Origin of the sequence: Aliiroseovarius subalbicans (assembly GCF_022678625.1) — a bacterium.
In the GTDB taxonomy this organism is placed as follows: domain Bacteria; phylum Pseudomonadota; class Alphaproteobacteria; order Rhodobacterales; family Rhodobacteraceae; genus Aliiroseovarius_A; species Aliiroseovarius_A subalbicans.
On sequence record NZ_JALBYQ010000003.1, the window covers coordinates 374,537 to 392,065 of the forward strand.

Sequence of the window (17,529 nt, forward strand, 5' to 3'; positions counted from 1 at the left end):
CAATGGGCGGGGTCAGTCAAAGTGCCGTGGATTTGCCACAGGCACAGGCGGTACCTCGTGTGCGGGGTCGCCCCCGCGAATTCAGGTCATTTCAGCGCGAATTTGCTGGCGCAGCACGTCGATCGGGACTTTTTTGCCCTCGCTCTTGTAGTGCCAGTAGGTCCAGCCGTTGCAGCTGGGGGCACTTTCCAAAGCGGCGCCCACCTGGTGGATCGACCCGCGCACGTCGTCCGAGATCAGCGTGCCATCGGCGCGCACCTTGGCGGTCTTGCCGCGCGGGGACACCAGCATTTCACCGGGGCGCAGCATGCCGCGTTCGACCAGTTGGCCAAACGGCACGCGCGGCTCGGCGCGTTTCGACGGCGTGGTGGTCAACGCTTCTTTGTCGAATTTGCGGATCTTCGCGATGCGTTTCTCGGCAACCTTGCGGTAAGCTTCTTCGCGCTCGATCCCGATGAAATCGCGGCCCAGCATCTTGGCCACGGCGCCGGTGGTGCCGGTGCCGAAGAACGGGTCAAGGATCACGTCACCGGGGTTGGTCGAGCCGACCAGAACGCGGTGCAGCAGGCTTTCGGGCTTCTGCGTCGGATGCGCCTTGTCGCCGTTTTCGTCCTTCAGGCGCTCGTGCCCTGTGCAGATCGGCAGCACCCAGTCGGACCGCATTTGAATGCCTTCGTTCAGCGCCTTCAGCGCTTCGTAGTTGAAGGTGTATTTTGCGCCCTCGGCCTTGGAGGCCCAGATCATCGTTTCATGGGCGTTGGTAAAACGTTTCCCGCGGAAATTCGGCATCGGGTTCGACTTGCGCCAGACCACATCGTTCAGGATCCAATAACCTTGGTTCTGAAGCTCGGCGCCCATGCGAAACACATTGTGATACGAGCCAATCACCCAGATCGCCCCGTTGGGTTTCAACAGGCGGCGCGCAGCCTTCAGCCAGGCGCGGGTGAACTGGTCATAGACCTTGAAACTGTCGAATTGGTCCCAGTGGTCATCGACCGCGTCGACCTTGGAATTGTCCGGGCGGTGAAGCTCACCCTTCAACTGCAGATTATAGGGCGGATCGGCAAAGATCAGGTCAACGGAATTGGCCGGCAGCGCGTTCATCACTTCGATGCAATCGCCGTCCAGAATCTGGTTCAGGGGCAGCTTTTCAGCCGCTTTCGTCTTGGTCTTTGTTGTCATGTCTCGCCTCGTGTCCCCGGCGCATTTTGCGCTCGTCTTCTTGGGGTCAAAGATGAGTCATTGGCGATTCGCCGTCAAATTCTTTTTTGAATCAGTGACTTAGAAATTATTCTTGATACAAGATATTGTGGACGGGTTTGAACGAACGTCTATGGTGTGGGGTCACCCCAAGATTTCGGAGCGCAGAAAGATGCTCTTTTGTCCCATATCCGGCATTTCGCTCCCAACCATAGCCCGGGTGCTGTTGCGCCAAATCCACCATCATCCGATCACGACATATTTTCGCCACAATTGAGGCCGCCGAAATCGACACCGACCGCGCATCACCTTTCACGATCGTTTCGTTCGAAATCGTCAGCCCGCGCGGCACCTGGTTGCCGTCGATCAAAAGGTGGTCGGGCGGAGTCTTTAGCCCGGCGACCGCACGTTCCATAGCCAGATGGCTCGCACGCAAAATGTTGATGTCGTCGATCTCTTCAACGCTTGCATGTGCAATCGAGACATCGGCGGTTTCATGGATCACGTCCCAAAGGGCCTCACGTCGTTTCGCGGTCAGCGCTTTGGAATCGTTCAGGCCCGGCGGGATGCGCGCAGGGTCCAGAATCACGGCGGCCGCAGTGACGGGGCCGCACAGCGGGCCGCGCCCGACCTCGTCCACACCGGCAATGCACAACAGGCCGCGATCCATTGCGGCTTGTTCGAAACTGAAATCGGGGGTCTGTTTTTTCATGCCCCGTGGTCGCCCATCCGGAATGCGAGGACAAGAAAAAAGGGAGGGCCAAAGCCCTCCCAGTTCTGGACGCAGCTGGATGCTGGGGACGCTCTGCGTCCTGTCGTGGCCGCCTTAGCGACGACCAGCGATAAAGTAGCCTTCGCGGCGCAGGCATGCGGGGGTGTAAACATCGCGGCGAACACGATCGCCGGCCCGGTTGCGAGTCTTGATCCGAATTTCACAGCGCTCGGGCAAACGATTGGCAAAGCGGAAGTTGCGCTCCAGGCAGCGCGACCCGAAGTAGCGTTTCGTGCCGCGGCGGGTTTCGAACCGCTTGAGGCATTGCTCCGGAAGCGCGCGGGTGCGGCGCGGGGCAATTCGTTCGCGGGAACTGCGGCGTTCGTACACGACATCGTTGTTGCTGTTGCTGACTGCTGTACCGACAATGATGAGGCCCAGAAGCGCCGCGATCGCGGCCGCATTGTCATTGTTGTCGGCCCGCGCAGGCGCGGCTGCCATCGGGGTCAGGGCAATGCTGGCGGCCAGGGTCAGGGCAATCAGCGGGCGGATCATCAGGGGTTTCATCTTTCATCTCCTGTTGGGGGCATGTGTTCAGGCATGGCGACATGCGGTGGTGATGAAACAACGATGGGGTTTGCAGGCTGTGACGCTCAATATCAGCGCAGTGTTATGGCATATCAGGGGGTCTGGGGGCCTTTTGATATTGAATAACCCGGCCCCGCCGCACATTCTTGGACCATGATGAAACACATCCTTCTTTCCCTTGGCCTTGTCGCCGCCCTGGCTGTGCCCGCACAGGCGGAATGCTATGCAGACTACAAAGCCAAGCGCGACAACCCGCTGAAGCTGCACTATGGTGTGATCGAATTACCCGACACGGCCTGTGGGTCGCGTCAGGCTGCTGCGTCGCAGATTGCGCAACGCATCGGTCGCGACGGCTGGACGCTGCTGAACGTGCTGGGCCTGTTTGACTCAAATGGATTGGATCAAAGGAAAGAAAGTGCCGGAGCCTACTTCCTTCGCTACTGATGCGCGCCGGTCCGGGGGACGGGTCGTGGCCTTCGGGATCGGGGCAATTGTCTTGATCCTTCTTGTGGCCGCCGTTCTTCTGTTCATGAACCTGCCGGATGCGAACGCATTCAATGCGCGGGTCGAACAGATATTCGTGGAAAACGATGATCTGACGTCGGGGGCTGAAATCAAGCTTCTGGAGATCCTGGCGCAAAGCGGCACGTCCTTTGCCGACACGCTGACCAGCTATCGCATGGTGATCTTCGTACTTTTGCTATTTTCCACCGCGCTTCTGATCGCCGCCCTGGTGTTTCTGGTGACCATCATCGCGCTGAACCGCCGGATGGGCGAGGTCGAGCGCGCGGGCATCCAGGTGAATTCCCTGCTGATCAGCCGGGAAGAGCGCGCCGTCTATCTCAACAACATGGAATTCAACCTGACCGAAGCCGCGATCGAAACCCTTTCGGTTCTGGCCGAGGCGCGGATGGACGAAGACGTGCTGACGGGCGCCGAGATCGAAGCGGTTATTTCGGGCCGCGATCCATCCGATTGCGAAGAGGCCGCCGGTGCGACACGTATCAAGCGGCTGCGCGATGCGCTGGGCAATCAGATGATGTCCGAACTTTTGGTTAAGACCATCGCGCGACGTGGTTACATGCTGTCGATCGACAAAGACGTGATCCGTATGATCTGAGGGTACTCAAAGCGCCCGGAAACAGCCAAACCACCCGGCGCCAGGAATGTAAAAAGTCGCACACCTTCGCCGGGGCAAGGCGGCGATCGAAACGAACTTTCACCAGCCAAGTCACCTGGAAAGCATCATGAGAGAAGGGCGTCGAGCCTATCCATTTGCATCGCCAGTTGCTTTCTTAAAGTTCATCACGCCAGGGCGGATTTGCACCAGCACGGCCGACATTGATTGCAGCGGCTCTCGCACCGAATCCAATCGCTTCTGAGACATCGTGTTCCGACACCGTCTCAATAGCAGTTTTGGTAAGCAGGCCTGCTTCAGACAGGCTTGCCAATACACCGGCATTGAACGTGTCACCTGCACCGACGGTGTCGACGACATCGACCTTCTGACTGGCGACAAGGACTGATCGTCCATCCGGCAACCATGCCTGGGCACCGGATTTGCCGCGCGCCAGGATCACGATCGAGGGTCCGAGCTTTTGCAGTTGTGCGGCCTTCGTCTCAAGCGGCTCCGTCGTTTTTTAGGATCCAGTTCAGGTCCTCGTCCGAGACTTTCACAATATCCGCCAACTTGATAATCCGCCCTGCGGAGTTTTCGTCAAAGAACGAATATGACGCATGTCCATCGGACAGTTTGACAAACGCCAAGGTCGTTGGGCGATCCGCCGAATGACATATCGGGTGTCGACATTGCTTTCCCTCAAATCGGCCATAAGCTGATGGTCGAACACATCGGTCGAAGTGCCGCTCTACAAGCCACTTCGCAAAGCTGTCTGCGGACCCAGGTTCGTCCGCGAGATCCCCGTAGATTTGGTGCATCTCAAGCCACGCATGCGCTACCAGCCAACTCATTGGAAGGTCCCAAAAAGGGACTGACGCGAGAGTTTTGTACGAGTCTTCGCCCTTTTCAGGCGAGTTCGGTACAAAAACTCGTGGGACTTTCCGCAAGCTTCTGCACAATGTTCAGAAAAACAAGCCATATTTTTCAGGTGTTTTTGGCGACCCCGGCAGGATTCGAACCTGCAACCTGCCCCTTAGGAGGGGGCTGCTCTATCCAGTTGAGCCACGGGGCCATTCGGTTCGGGATAATCGCGCGGGGCGGGCTTGTCTAGCGTCGCTTCAGCGTGTCGCCGATCTCGATCTTCGGGCTCAGTTCGATCCGTTCGCCCCCGCCTTCCCCGCTTTCGGTGCGTTCGGCGATGATCTTCGCGGCAGCACGGCCAACTTCGGATCGGCAGGCGTCCATTGTTGCAAGTTTCCGCGGCAGACCGTCCAGCAATTCAACCCCGTTGAATCCGGCCAAGCCGACCTGACCCGGCACGTCGATGCCCTGATCAAGGCAATAGAGCAGCCCACCCGCACCAATCATGTCGTTGGAATAGTAGAGGAAATCAATGTCCGGGGTGCGCGTCAGCATCGCCTCGGTCATCTCGCGCCCCTTGGCCAGGGCCGATCCGCCTTCATAGAATTCCTGGTCAGCGATTTCGACGCCCTCTTTGGCTAGGGCTTCGGTAAAGCCCTCGAACCGTTTGCGCGCGCGGTGGTCCAGCGGCATTTTCGTGCCCAGGAAACCGATCCGGCGATGCCCAGCCTTCAGGATCGCTTGCGCCATCATACGTCCGGCCCGACGGTGGGAAATACCGACTGCGGCGTCAATCGCTTGACCGTCGGTGTCCATGATTTCGACCACCGGAATTCCTGCGGCTTTCAGCATTGCCTTTGAGGCGTCCGAGTGTTCCAGCCCGGCGATGATCACGCCCGAGGGGCGCCAGGACAGCATTTCGTAAAGCACTTTCTCTTCGCGCTCGGGCTTGTAGTTCGTCACGCCGACGACCGGTTGCAACGGAGTTTCGTCCAGCACTTCGCTGATTCCCGTCATGACTTCGGGAAACACCATGTTGGACAGGGACGGAATGATGACCGCGACCAGGTTCACCCGTTGCGACGCCAGTGCGCCCGCGATCTTGTTGGGCACATAGCCAAGCCGTTTCGCAGCCTCCAGCACCTTTTCGCGGGTCGCTTCCGACACGTCGCCCCGGTTGCGCAGCACCCTGCTGACAGTCATTTCACTGACGCCCGAGGCTTCGGAAACGTCACGCAATGTCAGCGGGCGGCGGGTCGGGGCAATCTTCTGGTCAGTCACGCGGGCTACCTTATGTGTTCTTCAGCTTCCTTGTTAGCGTTAAAACGGGGGCTTGTCCAAGGGGGAAGCGTGTCGTATGTTATCGCTAACATGTTTTTGCGTCAGTCGTTGAAACGCATTCATCCGGGACCTTCGGGTTTTGGTGAGAAGGGGGCAGGTGGGCCAAAACCAGCCCCCTTTTCCGTTCAGGCCAGTCGCGTGACCAGAGCAGGATGGATCTGTGCCCCACCCGCGACAACGCCGGGAAGTTGCGGAACCTCGTTGTTGAAGCAAAGCGCGGCCCCGGTCTTGTCCGTCACGCGCCCGCCAGCTTCCTCAACAATCAGGGCGCCGGCGGCAATGTCCCATTCCCAGGTCGCCCGCAGGGTCAGCATCGCGTCGAATCGCCCCTGACCCACCAGCGCCATGCGATAGGCTAGGGAGCTGCGGAAGTTGCGCTTAACCGGCGGCACCAGGGCGTCTTTCCAATGCCAGGGTTCGAATGCCGGACGGGCGGCCAGCACGCTGGCGCCGCCCAGATCGTCGCGCGGGCTTGCGGTGATTGCTTCGCCATTCAGCGTCGCGCCCTGGCCCTTAGTGGCGGCAAACAGACGGTCTGTCATGGGCAAATAGACGACAGCGGCGGTGACCTGCCCCCTGTCCACGACCGCCAGCGAATGGGCCCAGGTCGGGCTGCCCTCGATAAAGGCGCGGGTGCCGTCGATTGGATCAACGATGAACACGCGATCCGCTTTCAGCCGGTCCAGGTCATCCTCGGTCTCTTCGGACAGCCAGCCATAGCCGGGCCGCGCCGCACGCAGATCGGTGCGCAGCAAGCGGTCGACGGCGATGTCGGCCTCGGTCACCGGGCCCTGGCCATCGGCCTTTTCCCAGATCTCATGCGCGTTTTCGAAAAAATGCCGGGCAATGCGCCCGCTTTCGCGTGCCGCGTCGATCAGAAGCTGAAGGTCATCACGCGCCGGCAAGGGTCATCCCCTCGATCAACAGCGACGGCACCTGCCGCGACAGGTGCGGTTTGGCGTCGTTTGCTGGAATAATCCGCATCAGCATGTCGCGAAGGTTCCCCGCGATGGTGCATTCGTTCACCGCATGGGTGATCTGGCCGTTTTCCACCCAGAACCCCGATGCGCCACGCGAATAATCCCCGGTTGTCGGGTTGATCGTCGATCCGATCATTGACGTCACGATCAGCCCGGTGCCCATCTGCGCGATCAGATCATCACGTGTAGACTCGCCCGGTGTCAGGGTCACATTTGAAATGCTGGGCGAGGGTGGCGCCGAGGTGCCGCGCGACGCATTCGCCGTGCTCTCCATGCCAAGGTTACGGCCAGTGGCAAGGTCCAGCGTCCAGCCGGTCAGCACGCCGTTTTCCACCACCGCGCGGCGGTGGGTCGGCAGGCCTTCACCATCAAATGGGCGTGAGCCGGAAATGCGCGGACGGTGCGGATCCTCAATAAGCGATAGATGCGCGGGCAGCACTTGTTCGCCCAGCGCGTCCCGCAGCCAGGATCCCCCGCGCACGATTGCAGACCCGTTCGCGGCGGACAGCAGATGACCGATCAGAGAACTGGCGATACGTTCGTCGAACAGCACCGGAAAGGCGCCGGTGGGCGGCTGTTTTGCACCTGCGCGGGCCACGGTGCGGTCGCCCGCTTCGGTGCCGATCTCCTCGGGGCTGGGCATATCGGATTGAAAGATACGACCCTCGCCCGCCCAATCCCGCTCCATCGATGCGCCTTCGCCGGTAATCGCGGCCAAGGACAGGCCCATGTCGGTGCGGCCATAGCCACCCTGAAACCCGTTCGACGCGGCCAGGTGCAGGGTGCGCTGTCCGTATCCGGCCGAGGTTGATTGAACCTGGCTGACACCTTTCACCGCAAGGGCGGCGGCCTCGGCGCGGCGTGCCTGATCTTCCAGAAATGCGGGGCTGGGTTCGTCCGACGGGTCGCGCAGGTCCAGCGCATCGATGTCCCAATGTGTTGCGAACTGCGCCGGGTCCGCCAGGCCGATATGCGGGTCTTCGGGCGCTTCCTTTGCCATTGCCACGGCGCGTTCGGCCATCGTCGCAATCGTGGTGTCGGAATTGTCCGAGGCTGAAACGCAGGCCTGTCGCTGCCCGATCAGCACCCTGAGCCCGATATCCACGCCTTCGGACCGTTCTGCGTGTTCCAGCTTGCCGTTCAGAACGTCGATGGACACAGACGTGCCCTGCACCGCCAACGCATCGGCAGTGTCGGCCCCCGCCTTGCGGGCAGCATCCAGAAGCTGTTGGGTCAAACGGTCAAGCTGTGCGGTCATCGGGCGTCCTTTCGTTGCCCTTTCAGGTAACCCCCGACAGGGCGCACTGCAAGTCATCGCATCTGGTCCCCACGCGGACGATGCGATAGCACTTGGGCAAACAGGAGGAACAGACATGACCGACATGACAGGCAAAACCGTTGTCATCACAGGGGCCAGCCGGGGCATTGGTGAGGCTGCGGCGCATATATTTGCCGGTGCAGGCGCGAATGTGGTGCTGTTAGCGCGCGGCTCCGACCAGATCGGCGCGATCGCGGCAGCCATCGGTGACCAAGCCCTGGCCGTGCCCTGTGATGTGGGCAACTGGGACAGCGTGAAGGCGGCCATCGACGCCGCAGTGGCGCGGTTTGGCGGTGTGGACGTTCTGATCAATAACGCGGGTTTGATCGAGCCGATCAGCACCTTGATGGACAGTGACCCGGCCGAATGGGGCCAGGTGATCGATGTGAACCTGAAAGGCGTCTATTACGGCATGCGGGCCGTGATGCCGTTGATGGTGGGCAAGGGCGGTTCGATCCTGACGATCAGCTCGGGTGCGGCGCATAACGCGCTGGAAGGGTGGAGCCATTACTGCACCTCGAAGGCGGGCGTGCACATGCTGACCCAATGCGTTCACAAGGAAGGCGCGGGGCGCGGTATACGCGCCATCGGCCTGTCGCCGGGCACCGTTGCCACTAAAATGCAGCGCGAGATCAAGGCCTCGGGTGTGAACCCGGTGGCGGCACTGGACTGGTCCGACCATATCCCGCCTGAATGGGTTGCGCGGGCGCTGTTGTGGATGTGCACCCCGGATGCGGATGAGTTTCTGGGGCAGGAGATTGCCCTGCGTGACGACGCAATCCGTGACCGCGCCCAGGTGCGCGGATGATCGAGCTTTCCAAACAAGACGGGCTGTGGACCGCCACGATCAACCGTCCGGACAAGGCCAATTCACTGACCAAGGCGATGCTGAGCGAGCTTGCGGACATTGCCGACGCCGCAGCCGGCGAAGCCCGCGTGCTGATCCTGACTGGCGCGGGCCGGGTGTTTTCCGCAGGCGCCGATCTGGACGAAGCCCGCGCCGGGTTGGCCACCGACGCGGTGTGGGAACGCCTGTCCGGCGCGCTGGCCGCCGCGCCCTGCCTTACCATTGCCGCCCTGAACGGCACCCTGGCCGGGGGCGCCTTCGGCATGGCGCTGGCCTGTGACTTGCGCGTCGCTGTGCCTGAAGCGAAGTTCTTCTATCCAGTGATGAAGCTGGGCTTTCTACCACAGCCTTCGGACCCGGTCCGTTTGGCCGCCCTTGTCGGTCCGGCCCGCACCAAGATGATCCTGATGGCCGGTCAAAAGGTGCAGGCGGACGAGGCTTTGGCCTGGGGATTGGTGGATCGCGTGGTCGATTCCGAGACACTGATCGACACTGCCCATTCTTTGGCGCAAGACGCACGCGCTGCCACGCCGGCCCATGTCGCGGGGATCAAGGCGCTGGTGCCCTAGGTCCACGCCCCTTGTTTCACCCGGTCGATCCATGTCACAGGGGTGTCCGGCGAAGTGCACAAGTTCAAGGGGTCGTCCCGTGGAAAACCAACCGGAAATCATCACCAAGGCCATCGCGTTCTTCGACGAAGGGTGGGAGATCGCTCAGGGGTGGCTGTTGTCCCCCGCCGCTTGGTCGCAATTTGCCCTGCTGGTCGTGGCGTTCCTGGCGGCCCTTGTTGCGACGCGAAAGGTATCGCCGCTTATCAAGCGCGTGCTGACGCCGTCCGGGGACAAGTCCACCTTTCTGTCACGCGGGCGCCTGTTCGTGCTGATCTTCTTGCCGCTACTTCTGCCAGTTCTGGCCTGGGGGTTTACCGCACTGGGTGAACAGGTCACGCGGTCGATCTTCGGCTCGGGCGCCGTCATCGCCTTTGGCAAACGTGTGTTTCTGTTCCTGGCCGCGCGCATTCTGGTGCGCGAAGTCATTTCCGATCCGTTCCTGAAGGTTTTGGGCAAATACGTGCTGATTCCGGTCGCCGCGATTTATGCGGTCGGACTGCTTGGCCCAGCGGTGACCTGGCTGGAAAACACCGTGGTGCCGCTTGGCAACATGAGCTTTTCGCTGCTGTTCGCCATCCGCTTTGCTGCCGCTGGTGGCATCATCTTCTGGCTGGGACGCTGGTCGAATGAACAATCGTCAAGCTTCATCAAGCAACAGAAGGAAATGCGCCCGGCCACCCGTGAGCTGGCCGCCAAGGCCGCCGAGATCGCCATCTTCGGCGCGGCCTTCCTGGTCTTGATGAACATCATGGGGATCAGCCTGACATCGCTTGCGGTTCTGGGGGGTGCTATCGGTGTCGGTCTTGGCTTTGGCCTGCAACAGATCGCCGCGAACTTCATTTCCGGCGTCATCCTACTGATCGAAGGGCAGGCCACCGTCGGCGATTACGTCGAGCTGGACGGGGGCGAGGCTGGGACCATCGTCAAGATGACCGCCCGCGCGGCGATCCTTGAAACCTTCGACGGGCGCTGGATCGTGGTGCCGAACGAACATTTCATCACCACCCGTGTTGTGAACTACTCGGACGCGGGCAGCGCGAACCGCTATGAGGCGGAGTTCAGCGTGTCCTATGACAGCGACGTGGAGGCGATCCCGGCGCTGATCGAGGCGGCGGTTGCCAAGCTGGATTTCGTCATGACCGAACCAGAGGAACACGCGCCCGATTGCGAGCTGCGGGCCTTTGGCGACAGCGGAGTCGAGTTCGCGGTGGAATTCTGGGTGAACGGCATCGACGACGGCAAGAACAAGTTCACGCCAAAGGTCCTGATGGAAATCTGGAAAACGCTGAAGGCCGAAGGCATCGAAATCCCCTTCCCGCAGCGGGTGGTCGAAATCAAGGGCGGGTTCCCGCAGTGAAAACCGCCTGTGTCATTGGGGCCGGCCCCGCCGGGCTGATGGCGGCCGATGAACTGGCGCAAGCCGGGGTGGCCGTCACAATGATCGAGGCGAAACCTTCGCCCGCCCGCAAATTCCTGATGGCTGGGAAAAGCGGGTTGAACCTGACCAAGGACGAACCGCTTGAGGCGTTTCTGAACCACTTTGGCGACGCCGAGCACATGCGTGACATCGTGGCAGAATTCGGTCCGGGTGCGGTGCAAGCCTGGGCGCGGAATTTGGGCCAGCCGGTGTTCACCGGATCATCTGGCCGGGTGTTTCCCGACGTGATGAAGGCGTCCCCGCTGTTGCGCGCCTGGCTCGCGCGTTTGGATGGGCTGGGGGTGACCTTGCGCACGCGCTGGCGCTGGACCGGGTGGGACGGCGCGGCGCTGTCTTTCGACACGCCCGAAGGTATGCGCTTTGAAACCCCCGATGTCGTGGTTCTGGCGCTGGGTGGCGCCAGCTGGGCGCGGTTGGGGTCGGACGGCCACTGGGCCGATTTGCTCGCGGCAAACGGCGTGGCGCTGACCCCGTTCCAACCGGCGAATGTCGGTCTGTCGGTGGATTGGTCTGACCACATGGCCCGCCATTTCGGCGCGCCGGTGAAAGCGGTGCGGGTAAGGGCCGGCGAAGTGTCGGTGCGCGGTGAATTCGTGGTGTCGGCGCGCGGGCTTGAGGGTTCGGCGATCTATGCCGTGTCGCGCCCGGTGCGCGAAGGCGCGGCGCTGTGCTTGGACCTGTGCCCCGACTTGAGCCTGGAGCAGGTGCGTGCGCGGCTGGCGAAACCGCGCGGCAAGGCGTCGATGGCGAACCACTTGCGCAAGGCGTTGCGGCTGGACCCGGTTCGGATCGCGCTTTTGAACGAGTTTGGACGGCCTTTGCCAGACGATCTGGCCCCGCTGCTCAAAGCACTGCCGGTGCGCCACGCCGGACTACGCCCGATGGACGAGGCAATCTCGACCGCCGGCGGCGTGCGGTTTGACGCGGTGGACCCCGGGCTGATGCTGAACGCGGTGCCGGGGGTGTTCGTCTGCGGCGAGATGCTGGATTGGGAGGCGCCGACAGGCGGCTACCTGATAACCGGCTGTCTGGCGACGGGCCGTCATGCCGGGCGCGCAGCAGCGGCGTGGGTTTGATCCAGCGGACTGCGCGTACCGCGCAGGCATGTTTTTTGATTTGGCGCCCGGACGCGGCGGTCAGGCTTTCCGCGCCCGTTTGAATGCCTCACGTGCGCGGATGTTGCTGCAATAGGCGGCGAATTCGTCATTTTCGACCGGGAATTTCGCGCCGACAGCCCAGTTGCCGCAATGCACCGCCACGATGTCGGCCACGGTCATCGTGTCGCCCATCAGAAACTCACCTTCGCCTTTGCGGCGCATCAGTTCCGCGACCGAGCGGTTGAATTCCCATTTTAACGAAGGTTTCACTTCGGGCACGCGTTTGTCTTCGGGCAGGATAAAGCTGTGGCGCGCGGCGGTCCACAACACCGCGTCCAACTCGTCCAGAACGAACTGGGTGAACCCGTCCTGCCGGGCGCGATCGATCGTGCCGGCGGGAAAGGTCAGCGCGCCGTGCTTGTCGGCCAGGAACTGGATGATCGCGGTCGAATCGGTCAGGGCCACGCCGTCGACCAGAAGAACCGGCACCTTGCCCGCCGGGTTATGCGCGCGCACCGCGTCCGATTGCGGGGGTTCGTCCAGGTGGACATAGTCCAACCCCAACTCCTCAAGCGCCCAGAGCACCCGGAACGCCCGCGACGCCACTTTGCCGACCACAGTATAGCTCATCGTCTTCCTCCCAACATGGCCAAGCGGATCAGCGTCCGCTCCATCAGCGCCATTTGAGGGGCACGCTGGGACGAACGCAAGGCCAGATCGGTTTCGATCAGCACCTCAAGCGCCTGTTCCAGCTTGTGAATGCCCCAGCCCTGCGCCTGACGCACCATGCGGTCGCGGTTCTTGAAATGCACCGGAGGGCGCAGGCGGTTGATGCCCTGGGCCGGCCCGCAGGGATCGGCGCTGGCGGCGTGCAGCGCGCGGAAATGTCGGGTGGCGCCGATGCACAGGCCCACAGGAGCGACGCCCTGCGCCTGCAGCTTGCGCAGCACCGGGCCGATTTCGCCCGAGCGCCCCTCGGCGACGATATGCAGGATATCGTCCAGCCCGGCCTCGGTCGAGGTGGGCGCCATCGCCAGCACGTCTGCCGGTGTCAGGGGCGTCGGGTCGGACAGCTTGTAGAGCGCGATCTTTTCCAATGTCTGCCGGAAATCGCCCGGATCCAGGCTGCGCGACAACGCGGTCAGATCGTTCATCGCCTCCGGCTCGATCTCACGCAGGCCTGCCTTTTGCAGGTCAGCCTGGATTTCATCACGCGAGGGCGGGTCGTCATAAATGCCTGCGGCATAGGCGTTCGGGTGTTTTTCGAACAGTTTGCGCAAGCCGCCGGTGGGCTTGAGGTTGCCGCCGGTGATCACCACCTGCGCATCGCCGTCCTGCCAATCCTCAAGTGCGGCTGTCACGATCTTGGCGATCACCTCGGTCGCGTCTTCGATGAAGGCCACGCGCGGGCCGGGAAAAAACCCCTGCGCTTTGATCGCATCAGTCAGCATCGCAGGATCTTTGCGCAGCTCGCCCGCCTGCATCCGGGTCAGGCGCATTTCTTCCTCACCAGTCGGGCCGATCAGGTTCGCGATCAGCTCTTGCCGCTTCAGCGCCACGCGCATTGCATCGGTGCCAAAGATCAGAACGCCCGTGCGATGCGCCTCGGGCTTGGCGAAGTACCGCGACGCGTCCCGTGGCGAAAGCTTCATGCCAGCCAGTCCGGCGCGGTGGCGATCAGGCGGGTCGACATCAGGTCGGCCAGCGCCACCATCAACCGGCGATGTGCGTCACGCTCGGTAGAGGAAGTCGACACGGTCGATCCTTCGGCCGAGTAGCTGGTAAAGGTCGAGACGCTGCCTTTGTCGACCACCTTTCCAGTTGCCAATTCGGTCACGGAGTAGGTCACCGCACCACGCACCTGGACACGTTTGATTTCCTGATCCGGTGTTACGCCCACGCCTTCTTCGCGCGTCGTGATCTGGTAATCGAGTGTGTAGCGCGCACCGTCCTGACGACCCAGCCGCTCCTCCAACCGCTTGACCAGCTCATAGCTGTCGCGATCGTCCGGTGCAGTGATGGCGATGGCGCCAGGCAGGGTCTGCGCCCCGCCGCCGGGGCCATACACCGGAGTGAAACCGCACGCGCCCAGCGCCAAAGCGAACAGAAGGAAGGAGCGTTTAGACAACAACATTGATGATGCGACCCGGAACAACGATGACTTTTTTGGGTGCTTTGCCGTCCAGCGCCCGTTTCACAGCATCGGTCTCCATCGCCAGCTTTTCAACCTCGTCCTTGCCCAAGTCCTTGGGCACGCTGATTTCCGCGCGGCGCTTGCCGTTGACCTGGATCGGCAGGGTCACGGTGTCTTCGACCAGCATCGCGGGGTCGGCAATTGGCCACGGTGCGTGGATCACAAGACCTTCGCCGCCCAAAAGCTGCCAAATCTCTTCGGACAGGTGCGGGGTCATCGGCGCCATCAGCTGCGCCAGAACCCGCGCGGCGGTGCGTTTGGCATCCGCGCCTGCCTTGGATTTCTGCAATGCGTTGGTGAAGGCATAAAGCTTCGCGATCGCCGCGTTGAAGCCGAAGCTTTCGACGCCGCCGGTCACTTCGTGAATGGCCTTGTGCATCTCGCGCAACAGGTCGTCGTCGCCCTGGCCCGTGGCATCGCCCATTTCGGCGATCTCGGCGGTGATGCGGTGCACGCGGTTCAGGTGTTTGAACGCCGCATCCGCGCCCGAGGCGGTCCATTCCACATCGCGTTCCGGCGGGCTGTCGGACAGCACGAACCAGCGCGCCGTGTCCGCACCATAGGCCGAGATGATGTTGACCGGGTCCACCACGTTCTTTTTCGATTTCGACATCTTGGCCGAGGGAATCACCTCAACCGGTGAGCCGCAGGCACCCAGGCGCGCACCGTTCTCGGTCCACTCGATATCCTCGGGCAGGTGATAGACCGGGCGGTCGTTTTCATCGCGGGTGACATAGATTTCGTGCGTCACCATGCCTTGCGTGAACAGCGCGTCGAACGGTTCCTTGGCGCTATCGGGCAGGTGACCGGTGATGTTCATCGCGCGGGCGAAAAACCGCGAATACAGCAAGTGCAGAATCGCGTGTTCGATGCCGCCGATATACTGGTCGACGTTCATCCAGTATTCCGCATCGGCCAGATCCGTGGGCGTGTCAGCGCGCGGCGCGGTGAAGCGCGCGTAATACCAGGACGAATCGACGAAGGTGTCCATCGTATCGGTTTCACGCTTCGCATCCGCGCCACAGGACGGGCAGGCACAGTCGCGCCAGGTCGGGTGACGGTCCAGCGGGTTGCCGGGCTTGTCGAGCTCCACGTCATCGGGCAGGCGGATCGGCAGGTTTTCCTTCTTCTCCGGCACCACACCACAGGCATCGCAATGCACGATCGGGATCGGACAACCCCAATACCGCTGGCGGCTCAGCCCCCAGTCGCGCAGGCGGAACTTGGTCACGCCTTCGCCCCACCCGCCCTTTTCGGCAAAGTCGATGGTTGCGTCGATGGCGTCCTCGCCCGTGGCAATATCCAGCCCGGCGAAATGGTCCACGAAACGGACCTTGTCGGTCTTGGCGGGCACGAAAGCCTCTGTTCCAACGGGCGAATTATCATCTAGCGCAAAGAACGTGTCGATCACCGGCAGGTCGTATTTGCGGCAGAAATCCAGGTCGCGCTGATCGTGCGCCGGGCAGGCGAAGATCGCGCCGGTGCCGTAATCCATCAGGATGAAATTCGCGATCCAGACCGGCAGCTCGGCCCCGGTCAGCGGGTGTTTCACCCGGATACCGGTGTCAAAGCCCAGCTTCTCGGCGGTCTCGATCGCCTCTTCTGTGGTGCCACCCTTGCGGCACTCCGCGACAAATGCGGCCACGTCGGCGTTTTCGGCCTCCAAGGCTTTCGCAATCGGGTGATCGGGCGAAATGCCCACGAATGATGCGCCGTTCAGCGTGTCGGGGCGGGTGGTGTAGACCTCGATCGCTTCACCGCCATCCACGCGGTCGAACGCAAATTGAAGCCCGCGCGATTTGCCGATCCAGTTCGCCTGCATCAGCTTGACCTTGGCCGGCCAGTTGTCCAGCCCGTCGATCGCGTCCAGCAATTCGCCCGCCATGTCCGAGATCTTGAAGAACCACTGCGTCAGCTCACGCCGTTCAACCAACGCGCCGGACCGCCAGCCGCGGCCCTGTTCGACCTGTTCGTTGGCCAGCACCGTCATGTCGACCGGATCCCAGTTCACCACCGCGTTCTTGCGATAGACCAGACCGGTATCCAGCATATCCAGAAACAGCGCCTGCTGTTGGCCGTAATACTCCGGGTCACAGGTGGCAAACTCGCGGCTCCAATCAATCGACAGGCCCAGCGGCTTCATCTGCCCGCGCATGTCGGCAATGTTGCCATAGGTCCATTCCTTGGGGTGACCGCCAATGGCCATTGCGGCGTTTTCCGCTGGCATCCCGAAGGCATCCCAACCCATCGGATGCAGCACATTATGCCCGGTGGACATTTTGTAACGCGCGATCACGTCGCCCATCGTATAGTTGCGAACGTGGCCCATATGGATGCGGCCGGAGGGATACGGGAACATCTCAAGCACGTAATACTTGGGCTTGCCGCCTTCGCGGGTGGCCTTGAAGACATCGGCCTTGTCCCAGGCCTCCTGCCATTTCTGTTCGATCTGTGCTGCGTCGTATCTGGACATGGTCGCGGTCCCTGAAAAAATGTGCCCAAGGCGGGTTTTTGCGGTGTTACCCATGTTTCGGGGTCAGGTCCACAGGGAAGGGGTGCGAGCGGCGTAGTCTGGAACGCAAAAAGGCGCGGGATTTCCGCGCCTTTCAACCTTGTGCCGGGCATGGGTGCCTCAGCGTTTTCCGTCTGCGATTCGCAACTGCCGTGCGCGGGTCAGGATCGCATCCTCGATCGCGCGGGTCGCCTCGGCGCTGGCAGGGCCGCCGCCGCGTGTGATCAACGCAACCGACAAAGACCGCGCGTCCAGCGAGGGATCGCGCACATAAACGGTCGCCTTATAGGCCCGTCCGCCACCCGGCGGTGTGCCATATCCAAACACGATGATGCCCGAGAAGGGGTCGGCGGCTTCGACCGGCATGAAGTTTAGAATGTCCAGCGCGGCGTTCCAGATGTACTTGTTCACTTCGACCGTGGTGTTCGGGTCGTCCACGTTCTCGAACAGGTCCCAGATGGTGCTGCGCTTTTCTTCCGCCTTGGGCTCATGGCGCAAGCCGCCAGTGGCCGTGGTTTCTTGTTTGGCGCCACCGCCGCCGAAGATATTCCCCGATCCGATTGATCCGACCGATCCACGACCGCCGCCACAGGCGGACAGGGCCACGAGGCCGACGCTCAGAACGCCATATGCAATGTAACGTTTCATGCCCATGACCAGGCCCCGCTTTCCTAAAACACCTTTTAACTACCCAAGCCCCAAGGGGCGGG

The 17,529-nt window shown here is 61.8% G+C and carries 17 protein-coding genes, 1 tRNA gene and 1 pseudogene; 6 read left to right on the forward strand and 13 right to left on the reverse strand.

Annotation, left to right across the window (positions count from 1 at the left end; translation table 11 throughout):
• Window positions 1–81: 81 nt before the first annotated feature.
• From MN188_RS12245 to MN188_RS12255, 3 genes are all read right to left on the reverse strand, one after another.
• Window positions 82–1,182 (reverse strand): site-specific DNA-methyltransferase, encoded by a 1,101-nt coding sequence (locus MN188_RS12245; RefSeq protein WP_242109385.1) that lies wholly within the window; start codon window positions 1,180–1,182, stop codon window positions 82–84.
• Between the two features lie 106 nt (window positions 1,183–1,288).
• Window positions 1,289–1,912, reverse strand: a complete 624-nt coding sequence (locus MN188_RS12250) for a ribonuclease HII (RefSeq protein WP_242109386.1) — start codon at window positions 1,910–1,912, stop codon at window positions 1,289–1,291.
• Between the two features lie 114 nt (window positions 1,913–2,026).
• Window positions 2,027–2,467, reverse strand: coding sequence for a hypothetical protein (locus tag MN188_RS12255; RefSeq protein WP_242109387.1), 441 nt, complete (start codon window positions 2,465–2,467; stop codon window positions 2,027–2,029).
• A 186-nt stretch (window positions 2,468–2,653) separates the two neighbouring features.
• Between MN188_RS12255 and MN188_RS12260 the strand changes: the two genes are divergently transcribed.
• Complete coding sequence (locus MN188_RS12260) at window positions 2,654–2,944, forward strand: hypothetical protein (protein ID WP_420838980.1); 291 nt, start codon at window positions 2,654–2,656, stop codon at window positions 2,942–2,944.
• The gene (locus tag MN188_RS12265; protein ID WP_275116186.1) at window positions 2,892–3,620 is read left to right on the forward strand and encodes a winged helix-turn-helix domain-containing protein; all 729 of its coding nucleotides are present in this window, start codon (window positions 2,892–2,894) and stop codon (window positions 3,618–3,620) included. The genes MN188_RS12260 and MN188_RS12265 overlap by 53 nt, the downstream gene beginning before the upstream one ends.
• A 175-nt stretch (window positions 3,621–3,795) precedes the next feature.
• Here MN188_RS12265 and MN188_RS12270 read toward each other — a convergent pair.
• From MN188_RS12270 to MN188_RS12290, 5 genes and pseudogenes are all read right to left on the reverse strand, one after another.
• Window positions 3,796–4,107, reverse strand: a pseudogene (locus MN188_RS12270) (carbohydrate kinase family protein); the annotation flags it as partial.
• 508 nt (window positions 4,108–4,615) lie between these two features.
• A tRNA-Arg gene (locus MN188_RS12275) sits at window positions 4,616–4,692 on the reverse strand.
• Between the two features lie 35 nt (window positions 4,693–4,727).
• Complete coding sequence (locus tag MN188_RS12280) at window positions 4,728–5,762, reverse strand: LacI family DNA-binding transcriptional regulator (protein WP_242109390.1); 1,035 nt, start codon at window positions 5,760–5,762, stop codon at window positions 4,728–4,730.
• A 185-nt stretch (window positions 5,763–5,947) separates the two neighbouring features.
• Window positions 5,948–6,727, reverse strand: a complete 780-nt coding sequence (locus MN188_RS12285) for an inositol monophosphatase family protein (protein WP_242109391.1) — start codon at window positions 6,725–6,727, stop codon at window positions 5,948–5,950.
• Window positions 6,714–8,060 carry a TldD/PmbA family protein gene (locus MN188_RS12290; protein WP_242109392.1) on the reverse strand — a complete coding sequence of 449 codons (1,347 nt, stop codon included), beginning with the start codon at window positions 8,058–8,060 and terminating at the stop codon, window positions 6,714–6,716. Before MN188_RS12290 ends, MN188_RS12285 begins: the two co-directional genes overlap by 14 nt.
• 115 nt (window positions 8,061–8,175) lie before the next feature.
• On the opposite strand from MN188_RS12290, the gene MN188_RS12295 reads away from it, so the two are divergent.
• The 4 genes from MN188_RS12295 (at window position 8,176) to MN188_RS12310 (ending at window position 12,092) form a co-directional block, all read left to right on the forward strand.
• Window positions 8,176–8,928 (forward strand): SDR family oxidoreductase, encoded by a 753-nt coding sequence (locus MN188_RS12295; protein WP_242109393.1) that lies wholly within the window; start codon window positions 8,176–8,178, stop codon window positions 8,926–8,928.
• A complete protein-coding gene (locus tag MN188_RS12300) occupies window positions 8,925–9,536 on the forward strand; it encodes an enoyl-CoA hydratase/isomerase family protein (protein ID WP_242109394.1) in 612 nt (203 codons plus the stop codon). The genes MN188_RS12295 and MN188_RS12300 overlap by 4 nt, the downstream gene beginning before the upstream one ends.
• Window positions 9,537–9,615: 79 nt before the next feature.
• Complete coding sequence (locus tag MN188_RS12305) at window positions 9,616–10,935, forward strand: mechanosensitive ion channel family protein (protein WP_242109395.1); 1,320 nt, start codon at window positions 9,616–9,618, stop codon at window positions 10,933–10,935.
• Window positions 10,932–12,092 (forward strand): TIGR03862 family flavoprotein, encoded by a 1,161-nt coding sequence (locus MN188_RS12310; RefSeq protein WP_242109396.1) that lies wholly within the window; start codon window positions 10,932–10,934, stop codon window positions 12,090–12,092. The genes MN188_RS12305 and MN188_RS12310 overlap by 4 nt, the downstream gene beginning before the upstream one ends.
• A gap of 60 nt (window positions 12,093–12,152) precedes the next feature.
• Here the strand turns inward: MN188_RS12310 and MN188_RS12315 are convergent, their stop codons facing one another.
• The 5 genes from MN188_RS12315 to MN188_RS12335 form a co-directional block, all read right to left on the reverse strand.
• Window positions 12,153–12,743 carry a glutathione S-transferase family protein gene (locus MN188_RS12315; protein ID WP_242109398.1) on the reverse strand — a complete coding sequence of 197 codons (591 nt, stop codon included), beginning with the start codon at window positions 12,741–12,743 and terminating at the stop codon, window positions 12,153–12,155.
• Window positions 12,740–13,765, reverse strand: a complete 1,026-nt coding sequence (holA, locus tag MN188_RS12320) for a DNA polymerase III subunit delta (protein ID WP_242109399.1) — start codon at window positions 13,763–13,765, stop codon at window positions 12,740–12,742. The genes MN188_RS12315 and holA overlap by 4 nt, the downstream gene beginning before the upstream one ends.
• On the reverse strand, window positions 13,762–14,247 hold the full coding sequence (lptE, locus tag MN188_RS12325; protein WP_242109400.1) for an LPS assembly lipoprotein LptE: 486 nt from the start codon (window positions 14,245–14,247) through the stop codon (window positions 13,762–13,764). The genes holA and lptE overlap by 4 nt, the downstream gene beginning before the upstream one ends.
• Entirely contained in the window at window positions 14,234–16,780 is a 2,547-nt protein-coding gene (gene leuS / locus MN188_RS12330) for a leucine--tRNA ligase (RefSeq protein ID WP_242109401.1), read from the reverse strand. Before leuS ends, lptE begins: the two co-directional genes overlap by 14 nt.
• Before the next feature lie 159 nt (window positions 16,781–16,939).
• Window positions 16,940–17,473 (reverse strand): DUF3576 domain-containing protein, encoded by a 534-nt coding sequence (locus MN188_RS12335; protein WP_242109402.1) that lies wholly within the window; start codon window positions 17,471–17,473, stop codon window positions 16,940–16,942.
• Between the last annotated feature and the right edge of the window lie 56 nt (window positions 17,474–17,529).

Coding starts and splice junctions, on each gene's coding strand:
- MN188_RS12295 (WP_242109393.1), top strand. CDS start 8,176: ATGACCGACATGACAGGCAAAACCGTTGTCATCACAGGGGCCAGCCGG.
- holA (WP_242109399.1), bottom strand. CDS start 13,765: ATGAAGCTTTCGCCACGGGACGCGTCGCGGTACTTCGCCAAGCCCGAG.
- MN188_RS12315 (WP_242109398.1), bottom strand. CDS start 12,743: ATGAGCTATACTGTGGTCGGCAAAGTGGCGTCGCGGGCGTTCCGGGTG.
- leuS (WP_242109401.1), bottom strand. CDS start 16,780: ATGTCCAGATACGACGCAGCACAGATCGAACAGAAATGGCAGGAGGCC.
- MN188_RS12290 (WP_242109392.1), bottom strand. CDS start 8,060: ATGACCGCACAGCTTGACCGTTTGACCCAACAGCTTCTGGATGCTGCC.
- MN188_RS12300 (WP_242109394.1), top strand. CDS start 8,925: ATGATCGAGCTTTCCAAACAAGACGGGCTGTGGACCGCCACGATCAAC.
- MN188_RS12260 (WP_420838980.1), top strand. CDS start 2,654: ATGATGAAACACATCCTTCTTTCCCTTGGCCTTGTCGCCGCCCTGGCT.
- lptE (WP_242109400.1), bottom strand. CDS start 14,247: ATGTTGTTGTCTAAACGCTCCTTCCTTCTGTTCGCTTTGGCGCTGGGC.
- MN188_RS12245 (WP_242109385.1), bottom strand. CDS start 1,182: ATGACAACAAAGACCAAGACGAAAGCGGCTGAAAAGCTGCCCCTGAAC.
- MN188_RS12250 (WP_242109386.1), bottom strand. CDS start 1,912: ATGAAAAAACAGACCCCCGATTTCAGTTTCGAACAAGCCGCAATGGAT.
- MN188_RS12255 (WP_242109387.1), bottom strand. CDS start 2,467: ATGATCCGCCCGCTGATTGCCCTGACCCTGGCCGCCAGCATTGCCCTG.
- MN188_RS12335 (WP_242109402.1), bottom strand. CDS start 17,473: ATGGGCATGAAACGTTACATTGCATATGGCGTTCTGAGCGTCGGCCTC.
- MN188_RS12265 (WP_275116186.1), top strand. CDS start 2,892: ATGGATTGGATCAAAGGAAAGAAAGTGCCGGAGCCTACTTCCTTCGCT.